Raw genomic sequence first — 11,491 nt, 5'->3', positions numbered from 1 at the left:
AGCTGTTTCCTGTTGCTTTTACGCGCCCCTAGCACCGGCCGGCTAGCCGGTAGCGCTAGTGAAGGTTTCGTAAATGCACGCCACCTTAGCTCAGTCGGCAGAGCGATTCACTCGTAATGAATAGGTCGAGAGTTCGATTCTCTCAGGTGGCTCCACGAAATCCCCGGTTTTCTGCGGAAAACCGGGGATTTTGCTTACCCCCTGGAAACCGTATTTATGCGTATTTATGCGCCCGAATGGCTGTAGTAATGGCTGTAGTAACCCGCGATTGATGGTATCTTATGCTTAAGTACAGGACATCCACTTGCAACAAAGAGGTACTGCCATGGGCGTATACGGGACAGGCTCGATCTACCAACGAAGCGACAACGGGCTATGGGTCGGCGTCGTCGAGGCCGGATGGACAGAAAAAGGAAAACGCCGACGCATATCAGTCGCCGCTAAAACCCGCCGCCTAGCCGCCCAAAAACTACGCGCCCTCCAACACGAGATCGCAAAAAACGGCATCCCCACAGAAGGCACGAGCAGAACCATAACGATCAAAGAATTCGCAACCGCCTGGCTAGACCGACGAAAAAACAACGTCACCCCATCCACCTACACCGCCGATTCCGGAGCCATCACAAGATGGATTATCCCTGCGATAGGAACCGTCCAACTCGCCCGCCTCTCCCCAAGCACAATCCGCAAAGTCTACGACGCTATCTATAACGCAGGCCGCAAAACAGCTACCGCGCGACGCACCCACGCCGTCCTCATGCTCATGCTCAAAGACGCCCTCGCCGACGGCCACACCATCCCACCAGCCGCGCTCCACACCGCCCCACCCGCAAAAGGCACCTCACAGCGTGAAGCAATCCCAGCAGCGGACGCGCTCGCGATCCTGCGGGCCGGGCGGGAACGTCCCGAGTTTTCAAGGTGGCTGGCCGCGTTCTATCTCGGCCTTCGTCCGGCCGAGGCTCTCGGGCTCACCTGGGACTGCGTCGACCTAGAGGCAGGCGTGGCGGTGATCGAGTGGCAGCTGAAAACGCTGCGCTACAACACGCCCCGCGACCCGGCCAGCGGGTTTAGAATCCCACGCGATTTCGAAGCCCGCCACCTGACCGGTACATGGAACCTGGTGCGACCCAAGACGAAAGCCGGGCGGCGCACCATCCCACTCGTCGGCCCCCTCGCCCAAGAACTCGCCCTATGGCGCACCTCCGGCCCCGCATCGCCCTACGGGCTCGTCTGGCCAGAAGCAGACGGAAGCCCCGGGCGGGACAAGAAAGACCGGGCTAGGTGGCGCGAACTATGCGAAAGCGCGGGAGCGGTCAAAGAAAACGGGGCCCCATACGACCTCTACGAGGCACGGCACACAACCGCCTCGCTCCTACGCGCCGCCGGGGTAAGCGACGACGTGATCACCGCGATCATGGGACACTCCTCGATCATGTCCTCCGCCGCCTATATTCACATCGATCTCGCCCAAACCCGCGCCGCACTAGAAAAAGCAACTACCCAGCTACGCAAGCGTGTTTCCTAACCACGCTTGCGTGTAGTGTAAAAGCTGAGAGGGGAGGTGCAAACAAAATGTTGGTATGGCAAGCAGCAGAGCACAACGCGAACGTCCTCAGAAAAGCCCTAGGACAAAAAGGCCGAATCGACTTAGACGCAGTATGCGCCATGCTCGATATCGAAGTCAGATACCGCTACGACCTACCAGGCGGCGCCTCCGGAATGATCATCAAACGCGAAAACCGGGACAAAGCACGCATATACATCAACGCGGGCAAAGCAGAAAAACGCCAACGCTTCACCCTCGCCCACGAAATCGGACACTACATAGAACGCATGGTCCAAGCCTCCGACAGGGAATTCTCCTTCACCGACGGTATCGAACGACGCACCACCCAAAAATACGACCTCCACGAGTTCTACGCCAACCAATTCGCCGGCGCACTACTCATGCCAGAAAACGAAGTCCGCCTGGCCACCCCCAACCTAGACGACCCCCTCACCCTCTCCCTCCACTTCGACGTCTCCATACCAGCCGCCCAAAAACGCCTCGAACGCCTCAGCGAACTCGCTACCATCGGCGCCCCACGCTTCCTCCACCGCGCTCGCGGTTGGTGCAGGAATTCGATTAGAGCCTGCGCAGTACTGAGAGGTGACTAATTCCCGTGGGAAGAAGGTCGCGAAGAATCGGAGTTGGGGGAACGTCCGCGAATTGCTGACATTACACCCGGAAATGCAGAGGCAATAGTCCCAATTGCGCCTACCCAAAGAACAACGGTGTTACTGATGTATGCACCCAATAAAAGAGCTATAATAAATAACAGTGGCAAAAGAGTAAACCCGAGAGTAATGACACGCATACCAAAAGCTTCAGCGCGAGCAAGCCTATGGTTATCCTCAGTCACCCCGTCAATACTCCGCGAATGGGCATCGAGATTACGTATACGGGCATCCTGACTCGCCTCAGCCATCCGCAAAATACGATCAGGAGATCCGGGTAAAACATTTCCATAACCGGCAAGCTGATCTGGTGCAGGCAACGGGCCAGAATGGAAGAGTGCAACTTGCTCAACAATCCGCTTTTCCTCGGGTTCTAACCGCGCTGTCGCATCTTTCAGCGCCTCGGCAATATGCGGTGGAAGCCCCGCTATGACCTCTTCGAGTTCACGCCCAACGCCGTCCGCATCGCCGCACCCGTATCCGCCCACGCCAGAGCCGTCAAATTCGGAGGAATAACCACCTTCTTTTGTTTCGCAAGATTCTTCTTTCGTGTCGAACTCACCGTCGGATTCATTACAATCCGCACCCCTCGCCGGGCCCCCTTGCGAAACGCCTCCACGCTGCTCATCATCATCGCTCACGCTCCCGCGCCTTTCACTCTCTGCCTACCAAAAACAATACGATCAAACCCGCCGCCAGGCCAACAATATTAAGCCCACACCACAAAGCCCACCGCGCTCGCGGTGCGCAGTAACATAGGGATATACCACCCTTCGGTTACCGATCTGACCGAAGCTTGACGGCCACTTTCAAAAGGAAGTGGCCGTTTTTGTTTCCCCTAGATCGTCTTCCTATCGAAGGTCAGTTCTCGCCCCACGCCCAGGCCGCTTCTTATCCCAATCCCTAATAGTCTCAGGCAACCAACCAGCAATTTTCCCTATCGTCACGTCAGGCTCAGGAGCCAACCCCTTCGCAATATAGTCACGATACGTCCCAGGATTAATGCCTAATAGTTCAGCAACCTGGGAAGAAGACAAGTAGTGGGTCGTCATTTTCTTGTACGCTCCCTATAGGTGGTAATCGCCCCAGCAATAACCCAGACCGCAATAGCTACGCATTCAAGCCAAGCAGGAGCCTTCCCGGAGATAAGTGCCAGCATAATCGCCAGCCCGGTGAGCGTAAGGCAAATAAGGGCTTGGTAAGTTTTCATTTCATCTCCTATGATGGGACGTGAGGGGAGGAGCCAGACCACCTAGCGGCGACCTGGCAGATCCGATTACTTCTTTAGCCCGAAGTAAATTGTCACAATCAAACTAATGATTGAAACAACCAGAGAGATCATCTCCATCGCGATCACCTCCCCTCTATTCAATTATTGCCAGGGGTTTACCCCTAACAATCATAACTATACTGCACCAAAGCCGTCAGGTCAAGGGGTGCCACCATATTTGCACCATCGCCCCGCCCGGCGCGCTCGCGGTGTGCGGTAGTCTAGAGGCATACCACGCTTCGGTTACCTATCTGACCGAAGATTGCGCGTTTCCTTAGCTTTCTAGGAGTTTCGTTCCCTTGTGACGGTTACACCGCCAGCACAACGTTTGCAGGTTGTCCTCCGTGGAAAGGCCGCCACGTGCTATCGGAATAATATGGTCGATCTCTAAGAGCAGGTTTGGTTCATCGCGCACGGATAGGTTACAAATCTGGCACGTATAGTCGTCCCGTTCCTTGATGGCGGTACGTAGCTTCTGTGTCATGAGCGCTCTCTGCCCCGCAGCAGATTTCAAGAACTTTATTTTCGTTGACATGACTTCGATGAGCGCATCAATGGTTTCCCCGTTGAGAACGATGTCCGTTGTCTGGGAACTATTCCCACCCGCACTCACGTACTCGAACCGATACCGTTGATAGGGAACTTCTATCTCTTTCAGTTCGAAACCTATTTCGCTATAAAACTCGTCTCGATAATAGGTGATGATAAATAGCGGGGGTTTAATTGATTGGCTGACCTCGAATTCACGCTTCTTCAGATTTTCTATCGCGCCCTCAAGCCTGGAAATTGTTTCCCCGAGACGCTCAACCGCCGCTAAACGCTCCTGCGTGGCTTCGATATCGAAGTATTTCATGAGGTACTTGAGCGGGTCGCGCTTAGCATTGCGAACCACCTGGAGCGAACAGTTATAGACATTATCGGCATCATAGTTGGCCTTATTACGATCACGCCGATAATTATGCGAACTCGTATTCCGGAATTCCGCAAGGCCCGCATATTTCCCAGTACTGCTCGCCCCTAACGTGAACTCATGGGTATTCCTCAGCTCGGCCGCGTATTCCGCAATGTCGTTATGCTCTTTCACCAAGTCCGCGATAGCGGCCTTATGCGCCTTGAACTCCTCGCTCGCAAAATACGCATCACGCCGCATACGCCTAATAGCCCCAGGCAACCAGATCGCAAGCGCAATCACCGCTATAACGCCCACGACGATGTACCAATACTTCAACGCCAGCATGATCAGACCCGCCACGACAAAGAAAAGGATTACGTATGGCATAACGTCCCCTCACCCACACAACAAAAAATTTTAAAGATAAGACTACCGTGCGCAAGCCAACGTTAATTCGGTAAAGGGGGTAAGGGGCTATGCGCCCTCTGAATCGCCGTTAGATGCCGCGTCCGCCTGGGTGGCTTTGGAAATGATTTCCACACCATCAGCTCCCACTACACTCGCGATCGAGAGTAATTCCCCAATGGTTGCAGGTGGCGTCTCTCTTCGCAAAATAATTCCGACACGGTTTTGCGAAATACCGACTGCTTGGCCTATTTCTTTTTGGCTCAGCGATGATGCTGACACTGCATCGGCGAGAAGCCGCTGGGCCTGTATTTCTACAGGGGATAACCCCTTTTTTCGAACTGCCATACCCCTATGCTCCTGACCCCATGCGTTTAGTCGCTCGGGCGATTATATCGATTGGGGTGATCCCTAGCGCGGTACACAGTGATTCGAGGTAGGCGGTAGTAATAATCCGGTCCGCGTTCAATATTCGAATCAGGGTACGTTTCGATATCCCCGTCTGATGTGCGAGATCGTCGAATGTCGTTTGTTGAATTGCTTTTTCCGCGCGGAGTTCTGCCGCTACGGCACCATTGAGACCGCTTTGCGGGTCGTTATTGATTGGAGGCGTCATAATTCTCGCTAAGTGGCGCTTTTAGCTCGGGGCCGGGATCGTTTAATACGCGGCGCGCAATTTCCCCGGCTAACTCCTTATCTGAAAAGGTGCTAAGTGAATATCGCTTCCGCGCTGAGGATACTTCCTCCTCGGTAATGAGTCCCTGCCGTATAAGAGCCGTTTCCACATCCACGCCATAAGCGCGAGCAATCGCCACGGCAACTTCCGCAGATAAATTACCTCGCCCTATCTGCCTGGTGAGCGTCGAGGTGGGAAAACCGCTCTTGCGAGCGGCCTCAGACATGGAATCGTCACCGATCGTTTCCTCTAACCATTCAATTGATGTCATACCTTCCACTCTACCCCGCAACGTTGCACCGCGCAATAAAACCATAGCTGGTTGCTTGACACACGGGCGGCATAGCGCTAGCGTTGCGCTAGGCAATAATCCCGTTGCACAATGCAGGAGTGAGAGCTATGAACAAACCTAAAACCCGACTAACCCAGCAATTCCGCACCCAACTCCAAAACCTCCCCCTCAACCACACAGCCCTCGCACGCACCCTCCACACCACCCCAGACAAACTCATCCGCATACTCAACGAACAAGCCGAACCCGACGCCTCCTTCATGGCAGAAGCCGTCAACACCGGACTCGCAAACAACTTCGCCGACGTCGCCGAAGCAATCCCACAACCCAAATAACCCAGCACTCGCGAAAGCAAAAATTATGCCCACACTTCACTGCACCCAACCCTCGCCGGTTTCGGGTATAGTCGTAGCAGGTGCTAGAAACACCTGTCCAAAGCGGCTGACCGCTCCCGGAATGAGCGGCAGTCTTATTACTACGGCTTTAAGCCGGGAGTACACCGGGAATACAACACCCGCCAAGGGGAATACCGGTTGGCCGACTTTGGACGGTTTTTCTAGCTCCCGGCCCTCACATTTTGCCGGTCACGCAAAACCAAGGGTCGCCCTATCCGCTCTAGAAAAGCGAAGGCCAAAGCCGAACATGTTTCTACACCAACCCTTGAATGGGGTGCGCAGCCGCACCCAAAAATTCCCTTCCACCACGCCGCCCTACACGCGTCCGGTTTCGGGTATAGTCGTAGCAGGTGCTGAAAACACCTGCGAAAAGCGGCTGACCGCTCCCGGAATGAGCGGCAGTCTTATGTCTACGGCTTTAAGCCGGGAGTACACCGGGAATACAACACCCATCGCGGGGAATACCGGTTGGCCGACTTTTCGCGGTTTTTTCAGCTCCCGGCCCTTTATTTTTGCCGGTCACGCAAAAACACGGGTCGCAATACCCACCGCCCTGAAAAGGCGAAGCGAAAAGAAAGATAAAACTAGTGTTTTCACACCAACCCCAGTGGGGCTTCACACCCATACCCAAAGACGGAACCGGGAGAGCCCACGCCATGACTAACTATCCAGAGAACGCCCCGCGGGTCACGCTACGCGCCATGCGCGAACGCCTCGGCTACACGCTCACAACCCTCGCCGACGAGCTAGGCGTCTCACGAGGCACCCTGTCCGCGATCGAGACCGGTAGGCGCGGCATCTCCCGCCACATGCTTGATCGCCTAGAAGAAACCCTCGAGCTACCCGCGGGTTCCATCCGGGTGCCCTACACGCCAGTGAGCGGGCAACCCCAACAAAGTAAAGGACATCGGGTTGCCCGCTCCGAAGACACGAAAGGCCTCCACCAATGAGTATACAAAAAACGACGACTAAGCGACTACCCGCACGCCCGATAGAAAAACTCGCCTACTCAGTCAAAGACGCAGCCGAAGCCGTATCCCTCTCAGCCACCACCATCACCGAAGCCATCAACGCCGGAGACCTCCCCGTCTTCCGCCCCATACGCGGCGGGAAAACCCTCAACAAAAAACTGATCTGGCGCAAAGACCTCGAAGCCTGGCTCAACCAAGGAATACGAGACTAATGAAAAACACACACAAAACAAACCATGGCGAAACCCTGGCAACGCTCGCGCTCGCGGTGGGTTATCTGGTTATGGCTGGGGTCGGGTTTTATGCGGCATCTCTACCGGGCACGCTTTTAGAGCGTCTAGTCGCGACAGGGATTTATGTGGTCGCGTTGAAAGGTGCCATCCAGCTCTCTATTAGCGCCTTCCGCTACGAGGCCTCGCGTGGAAGCGAGGTGGGCGATGTCTGAAATATCAGGGCCTGCCTATTTTGCGCGGGCACGGTATCGGATTGATATGAATGCCCCGCGTGGGGAAGTACGCCGCTCGGTCTTATCAAGCTTTATAGCTTTTATTCGCGCGCAGGATCTTTACCCGATCGGCCACCCCTCCTATGAGACCGTGAAAGACGAAGCGAGTGTGAAGGTCCGGGTGGGGCGGTTGCTCACTCATGCGACGTGTATCGATTTCAGTTCGGACATTCGGCTCGGGTGGGATATGCCCACACCCTCCGCAGTGCAACGTAAAGACCCACCTAAGAAAAAGGCTCCTAAGAAGGAGCCGGTTGGTAAATGCGTCGAGTGTGGACGGCCCTTTAGACCGTATGGGGCATTGGCCGCGGATTATCCGGGAACGGTCGCCCATCGCACCGGGGGAAGGTGTTCGGCATGCCACCACGCCTATAAGAAGACCAAACTCGCCACTACGCGTAAATGCGTCGGGTGCGGGCGGCCTTTACGAGAACGCGGACTATCGAAAACGGACGCGCCGGGAGCGCTTCTCGAGTACGCGTCGGGCTGGTGCGCGACCTGTTACAGGAAGCAAAACGCGGCCAGAAAAGCGTCCCGTGCCCAGATTTCTCAAGCCCAAAGCCTGGGCAACTCTAAAACGCTGGTGTCGCCGTATCAGTGCGGCATATGCGACCAATGCGGGATACCGATACGCCAACCAGGTATCCCAGCTGATATCGCACCAGGCACGAAACCGTATGGCACGCCAACCCAGTGCGCCGACTGTAAAGAAGGACGGAGGAAATGAAACCACCCGAGATGCGAGAAGAACTCGACGCCTCGCAATACACGTCAGCGATTATTGACGCGATAAAAGACCGGCTCGATACCGACAAGCTAGCGGCCGGCCTTTCCCAGCAGGTCACAGACGATCTCGCTATCTGTGTGCTCATCGCTTCCTCACCCGCCTTAGGCGATATGGAAGATGACCCGGGCCGGGTGTGCCTGGCCTTGCTCGAAGCACGAGCGAGTGGGGCGAGCTTCGTGAACGTGTTACGCGCCTGGGGCGCACATATCCCACCCACCCCAGCCAGGCCGGCCGCTACTGCCGCCGAGCCGGTCCAAGCCGAAGCCGCCACGCCTGCCCAGACCCACGTGGCAGCCGGCCCGCAGCCGCATCCAGGTGACAACCAGGATGCTAACCCAACGGGCGGGTTGAGTAAGGCGCAGACACGGTTCGTCAAGGTATGCCGCCACGCCCGCCCACACACCCCACTCGACTATTTGGTCGCGTGGGCCACCAGCCAACGCACAAACAACGTCGCCGAGATGACCGACGACGAAGTATTCCGCGCGATCGCCGCGTTCGAGAAAGAACAACAAAAATGAGCACAACCTTCACACCCGTCGCCCACCGGACCAACACGGTCGAGGGCTACACGCTCACACTCGAGCGCGCACGGGCAGGCAAAGCATGGAGGACCGTCCTCACCCGCCGCTGCACACCAGGGGAGGACACACACCTCTACTACACCCCGAAAGAAGCCTGGGAAGCCTACCAAACCACCGCCACCGTCCTTGACCAAGGCGAAACCACTACCGAGGAGACACGATGACAGCGACACCTACAGGCTTCTCCATCGTCCCCAAATGGCTATTCGAACAAGGCCTAGACGCCACCTCCATCGGCGTATATGCGGCCCTCGCCGCCTACGCCGACAGTCACGGGGTATGCTGGCCCTCCATCAGCCGCCTGGCCGAGATGCTCTCCATCTCCCGTAACACCGTCAAACGCGCCCTGCGCGACCTCGAAGACGTCGGCGTCGTCGCATGGGCAGGAAGACAAGCCGCTAACGGCGCACAAACCTCCCACGTCTACAGGATCGCCGTCTTCACCCCACACACCACCCAACCAACCACCCCGGAACCCTCCACCCCACCACGTGCTCCCAGCCCTAGCGAAACAAGCGAGGCAACCGATGAGACCCTCGAGAACGAGGAAGACAACGAGGAGACGGCGTGCGGCCAGGACGAAGAATACGGGGACGAAACCACCGAAGAAAAAACATCCGCGCTCGCGGTTGGAAGGGGCGTTGACCATGGTCAAAATTTGACCACCCCCCTGTCAAATATTGACCAGCCCCCTGTCAAATTTTGCCTACCCCCTGGTCAAAATTTGACCACGAACAATACCAATAGAACTAAACCAAGAGAACAACCCCCCTTTATCCCCCCGAGGGGGAAAAATCCCAGGGCCCGTCCCCGCTCAGAAATCCCCACCGACTGGAACCCGTCCCCGGCCCACGCCGCCTTGGCCGACGACCTGGGCGTGTCGATCTGGTCAGCATCCGAAGCGTTCAAGGCCGACGCCAAGGCGCGCAGACGCCGCCTTTCGGATTGGGACGCGGGGTTCACCGCCTGGTTGCACGGAGCACCCCGCCGCACCCTGCCAGGTGCCTGCCCGACAGACAGGCAGGTTCGGGCGGATCCGGAGGCGGATCGGGCGGCCGCCAACATCGCTAAAGCGCTAGCCGGTTCGGCAGCTCCGACGGTGCTCGATGCGTACGCGAGTCTCGATGACGACGGAGCGCTATGGCCGCGCTATTTAGCCCAGTGGCGCAAATACGCCGCCCAACATGGCGACCCAGTCCGCGCCGACAGGGACGCCACCCAAGCAATCAAACAAACATTCGAAAGGAAACCCGTATGACACCCCGTAAGTCTGGGCGCCGCGCCCGGGTCGATATCGGCCCGGCCACCCAGGTCGAGGCCCGCCTGCTCAACGCCATAGCGAACGCGACAACCCGCCCGACCCGACACGTCAAAACCCCCGCAGTACCCAGGGTTTTCCCGGTCTTCTTCAACCTGAAAGGAAAACAAAAATGAGTGAAAAACTCGATAACCTCGCCTGCGCTGATGACGCGGTCAGCGACGCAATAGACGCCCTATGCGAGGCCCGCGACTGGATCAGACGCGAACGAGTCACGCAAGAAGCCTGGGGAATCTCCCAAGACAGCGACAACAAGACCCTGCAAGACGAACTCGACGCCGCTCTCGGCGACTACCGATGCGCCAAAATCGTCTACGACGCTAACCCGGCCCACCCCGACAGAGTCAAACACCTCAACGACACTGCCCGCCGCGTGGCACACATCGTCTCCCGCACCCACCCGGCAGGAGGCTACCTGTGAACGAACCCATCATCACAATCACGGGCAACCTCACAGCCGACCCCGCCCTCCGGTTCACCGGCTCAGGCGTCCCGGTCGCAAACTTCACCATCGCTAACACACCCCGCCACCACAACCGACAAACAAACGAGTGGGACGACGGGGAAACCATGTTCATCCGCTGCACCGCCTGGAAAGACCTCGCAGAAAACTGCGCCGAAACCCTCCACAAAGGCACACGAATCCTCGCCACCGGCCGGCTAACCATCAACAGGTACACCACCGACCAAGGCACGGCCCGCGAAGGCCTCAACCTCAACATCGACGACATCGGCCCCTCCCTACGCCGGGCAAAAGCCACCATCACCAAAACCACCGCGAGCGCCCGCCAGTCTGCTGCTGGTTGGCAGGCGGTGGCTGGTGAGGAGTCCCAAGATCCGGCAGGCAACCTTGGCCAAGTCGTCGGCCCGGGGCCGGCTGGTGGGTCTGGGTTTGATGACATGCCGCCCTTTTAAAGGAAGTTAATTATGCGTGATTTTAGGGAAATAACCGGGTATGCCAGGCCGGCGCGGTCGGTGTTTGATGAGGAGGTTGCTTGGCAGGAGTGGATGCCGTTGCCTGACAGTCTCGAGGCTGTGTTGCCGAAATCGATGATTGATTCGATTAAAGCCACCGCGAGCGCGAGGGTGCGTGCGGGCAGGTGTGGGGAGGGTCGTGGTGATTGAGGTGGTCATCGTGATTGGGCTTGTGGGGGTGTTGGTGTTGGCGGTGTGGGTGGG

At 57.1% G+C, this 11,491-nt stretch carries 18 protein-coding genes and 1 tRNA gene; 13 read left to right on the top strand and 6 right to left on the bottom strand.

What is annotated here, in order from left to right; genetic code table 11:
* Positions 1-79 precede the first annotated feature (79 nt).
* The 3 genes from BN2664_RS00235 to BN2664_RS00225 all read left to right on the top strand — a co-directional run bounded on the left by BN2664_RS00235 (position 80) and on the right by BN2664_RS00225 (position 2,157).
* Positions 80-155: transfer RNA gene (locus BN2664_RS00235), tRNA-Thr, on the top strand.
* Between the two features lie 170 nt (positions 156-325).
* On the top strand, positions 326-1,525 hold the full coding sequence (locus BN2664_RS00230; protein ID WP_058120581.1) for a tyrosine-type recombinase/integrase: 1,200 nt from the start codon (positions 326-328) through the stop codon (positions 1,523-1,525).
* A gap of 47 nt (positions 1,526-1,572) precedes the next feature.
* The gene (locus BN2664_RS00225; protein WP_058120580.1) at positions 1,573-2,157 is read left to right on the top strand and encodes an ImmA/IrrE family metallo-endopeptidase; all 585 of its coding nucleotides are present in this window, start codon (positions 1,573-1,575) and stop codon (positions 2,155-2,157) included.
* On the opposite strand, the gene BN2664_RS08910 is transcribed toward BN2664_RS00225, so the two are convergent.
* The 6 genes from BN2664_RS08910 to BN2664_RS00205 form a co-directional block, all read right to left on the bottom strand.
* The gene (locus BN2664_RS08910; RefSeq protein WP_082628260.1) at positions 2,154-2,858 is read right to left on the bottom strand and encodes a DUF2335 domain-containing protein; all 705 of its coding nucleotides are present in this window, start codon (positions 2,856-2,858) and stop codon (positions 2,154-2,156) included. The two genes, BN2664_RS00225 and BN2664_RS08910, sit on opposite strands and share 4 nt — an antisense overlap.
* Positions 2,859-3,265: 407 nt before the next feature.
* Positions 3,266-3,427, bottom strand: a complete 162-nt coding sequence (locus tag BN2664_RS09100; protein WP_156407878.1) for a hypothetical protein — start codon at positions 3,425-3,427, stop codon at positions 3,266-3,268.
* A gap of 334 nt (positions 3,428-3,761) precedes the next feature.
* On the bottom strand, positions 3,762-4,766 hold the full coding sequence (locus tag BN2664_RS00215) for an HNH endonuclease (RefSeq protein WP_082628258.1): 1,005 nt from the start codon (positions 4,764-4,766) through the stop codon (positions 3,762-3,764).
* Between the two features lie 87 nt (positions 4,767-4,853).
* A complete protein-coding gene (locus BN2664_RS00210) occupies positions 4,854-5,132 on the bottom strand; it encodes a helix-turn-helix domain-containing protein (RefSeq protein ID WP_156407877.1) in 279 nt (92 codons plus the stop codon).
* A gap of 4 nt (positions 5,133-5,136) precedes the next feature.
* Positions 5,137-5,400, bottom strand: a complete 264-nt coding sequence (locus BN2664_RS09495) for a helix-turn-helix domain-containing protein (protein WP_082628257.1) — start codon at positions 5,398-5,400, stop codon at positions 5,137-5,139.
* The gene (locus BN2664_RS00205; RefSeq protein WP_058120577.1) at positions 5,381-5,731 is read right to left on the bottom strand and encodes a helix-turn-helix domain-containing protein; all 351 of its coding nucleotides are present in this window, start codon (positions 5,729-5,731) and stop codon (positions 5,381-5,383) included. The genes BN2664_RS09495 and BN2664_RS00205 overlap by 20 nt, the downstream gene beginning before the upstream one ends.
* A gap of 128 nt (positions 5,732-5,859) precedes the next feature.
* On the opposite strand from BN2664_RS00205, the gene BN2664_RS09095 reads away from it, so the two are divergent.
* The 10 genes from BN2664_RS09095 to ssb all read left to right on the top strand — a co-directional run bounded on the left by BN2664_RS09095 (position 5,860) and on the right by ssb (position 11,227).
* Positions 5,860-6,087, top strand: coding sequence for a hypothetical protein (locus tag BN2664_RS09095; protein ID WP_156407876.1), 228 nt, complete (start codon positions 5,860-5,862; stop codon positions 6,085-6,087).
* Positions 6,088-6,803: 716 nt separating this feature from the next.
* Positions 6,804-7,097, top strand: coding sequence for a helix-turn-helix domain-containing protein (locus BN2664_RS00195; protein ID WP_082628261.1), 294 nt, complete (start codon positions 6,804-6,806; stop codon positions 7,095-7,097).
* Positions 7,094-7,330 (top strand): helix-turn-helix domain-containing protein, encoded by a 237-nt coding sequence (locus BN2664_RS00190; protein ID WP_058120574.1) that lies wholly within the window; start codon positions 7,094-7,096, stop codon positions 7,328-7,330. Before BN2664_RS00195 ends, BN2664_RS00190 begins: the two co-directional genes overlap by 4 nt.
* The gene (locus BN2664_RS00185; protein WP_058120573.1) at positions 7,330-7,563 is read left to right on the top strand and encodes a hypothetical protein; all 234 of its coding nucleotides are present in this window, start codon (positions 7,330-7,332) and stop codon (positions 7,561-7,563) included. The genes BN2664_RS00190 and BN2664_RS00185 overlap by 1 nt, the downstream gene beginning before the upstream one ends.
* Before the next feature lie 783 nt (positions 7,564-8,346).
* Positions 8,347-8,931, top strand: coding sequence for a hypothetical protein (locus tag BN2664_RS00180; protein WP_058120572.1), 585 nt, complete (start codon positions 8,347-8,349; stop codon positions 8,929-8,931).
* Positions 8,928-9,158, top strand: coding sequence for a hypothetical protein (locus tag BN2664_RS00175; RefSeq protein ID WP_058120571.1), 231 nt, complete (start codon positions 8,928-8,930; stop codon positions 9,156-9,158). The genes BN2664_RS00180 and BN2664_RS00175 overlap by 4 nt, the downstream gene beginning before the upstream one ends.
* Positions 9,155-10,252, top strand: a complete 1,098-nt coding sequence (locus tag BN2664_RS00170) for a helix-turn-helix domain-containing protein (RefSeq protein ID WP_058120570.1) — start codon at positions 9,155-9,157, stop codon at positions 10,250-10,252. The genes BN2664_RS00175 and BN2664_RS00170 overlap by 4 nt, the downstream gene beginning before the upstream one ends.
* On the top strand, positions 10,249-10,428 hold the full coding sequence (locus BN2664_RS00165; protein ID WP_058120569.1) for a hypothetical protein: 180 nt from the start codon (positions 10,249-10,251) through the stop codon (positions 10,426-10,428). Before BN2664_RS00170 ends, BN2664_RS00165 begins: the two co-directional genes overlap by 4 nt.
* Entirely contained in the window at positions 10,425-10,733 is a 309-nt protein-coding gene (locus BN2664_RS00160; protein ID WP_058120568.1) for a hypothetical protein, read from the top strand. The genes BN2664_RS00165 and BN2664_RS00160 overlap by 4 nt, the downstream gene beginning before the upstream one ends.
* Positions 10,730-11,227, top strand: a complete 498-nt coding sequence (gene ssb / locus BN2664_RS00155; protein ID WP_058120567.1) for a single-stranded DNA-binding protein — start codon at positions 10,730-10,732, stop codon at positions 11,225-11,227. The genes BN2664_RS00160 and ssb overlap by 4 nt, the downstream gene beginning before the upstream one ends.
* Positions 11,228-11,491 lie beyond the last annotated feature (264 nt).

The sequence above is a fragment of the Actinobaculum massiliense genome (assembly GCF_001457435.1).
GTDB lineage: Bacteria > Actinomycetota > Actinomycetes > Actinomycetales > Actinomycetaceae > Actinobaculum > Actinobaculum massiliense.
This window is presented reverse-complemented; position numbering and strand designations above follow the sequence as displayed.

What these genes read in the sequence shown, in the direction of transcription:
- BN2664_RS00230 (WP_058120581.1), top strand. Translation starts at nt 326, where the DNA reads ATGGGCGTATACGGGACAGGCTCGATCTACCAACGAAGCGACAACGGG.
- BN2664_RS00225 (WP_058120580.1), top strand. Translation starts at nt 1,573, where the DNA reads ATGTTGGTATGGCAAGCAGCAGAGCACAACGCGAACGTCCTCAGAAAA.
- BN2664_RS09100 (WP_156407878.1), bottom strand. Translation starts at nt 3,427, where the DNA reads ATGAAAACTTACCAAGCCCTTATTTGCCTTACGCTCACCGGGCTGGCG.
- BN2664_RS00215 (WP_082628258.1), bottom strand. Translation starts at nt 4,766, where the DNA reads ATGCCATACGTAATCCTTTTCTTTGTCGTGGCGGGTCTGATCATGCTG.
- BN2664_RS00210 (WP_156407877.1), bottom strand. Translation starts at nt 5,132, where the DNA reads ATGGCAGTTCGAAAAAAGGGGTTATCCCCTGTAGAAATACAGGCCCAG.
- BN2664_RS09495 (WP_082628257.1), bottom strand. Translation starts at nt 5,400, where the DNA reads ATGACGCCTCCAATCAATAACGACCCGCAAAGCGGTCTCAATGGTGCC.
- BN2664_RS00205 (WP_058120577.1), bottom strand. Translation starts at nt 5,731, where the DNA reads ATGACATCAATTGAATGGTTAGAGGAAACGATCGGTGACGATTCCATG.
- BN2664_RS09095 (WP_156407876.1), top strand. Translation starts at nt 5,860, where the DNA reads ATGAACAAACCTAAAACCCGACTAACCCAGCAATTCCGCACCCAACTC.
- BN2664_RS00195 (WP_082628261.1), top strand. Translation starts at nt 6,804, where the DNA reads ATGACTAACTATCCAGAGAACGCCCCGCGGGTCACGCTACGCGCCATG.
- BN2664_RS00190 (WP_058120574.1), top strand. Translation starts at nt 7,094, where the DNA reads ATGAGTATACAAAAAACGACGACTAAGCGACTACCCGCACGCCCGATA.
- BN2664_RS00185 (WP_058120573.1), top strand. Translation starts at nt 7,330, where the DNA reads ATGAAAAACACACACAAAACAAACCATGGCGAAACCCTGGCAACGCTC.
- BN2664_RS00180 (WP_058120572.1), top strand. Translation starts at nt 8,347, where the DNA reads ATGAAACCACCCGAGATGCGAGAAGAACTCGACGCCTCGCAATACACG.
- BN2664_RS00175 (WP_058120571.1), top strand. Translation starts at nt 8,928, where the DNA reads ATGAGCACAACCTTCACACCCGTCGCCCACCGGACCAACACGGTCGAG.
- BN2664_RS00170 (WP_058120570.1), top strand. Translation starts at nt 9,155, where the DNA reads ATGACAGCGACACCTACAGGCTTCTCCATCGTCCCCAAATGGCTATTC.
- BN2664_RS00165 (WP_058120569.1), top strand. Translation starts at nt 10,249, where the DNA reads ATGACACCCCGTAAGTCTGGGCGCCGCGCCCGGGTCGATATCGGCCCG.
- BN2664_RS00160 (WP_058120568.1), top strand. Translation starts at nt 10,425, where the DNA reads ATGAGTGAAAAACTCGATAACCTCGCCTGCGCTGATGACGCGGTCAGC.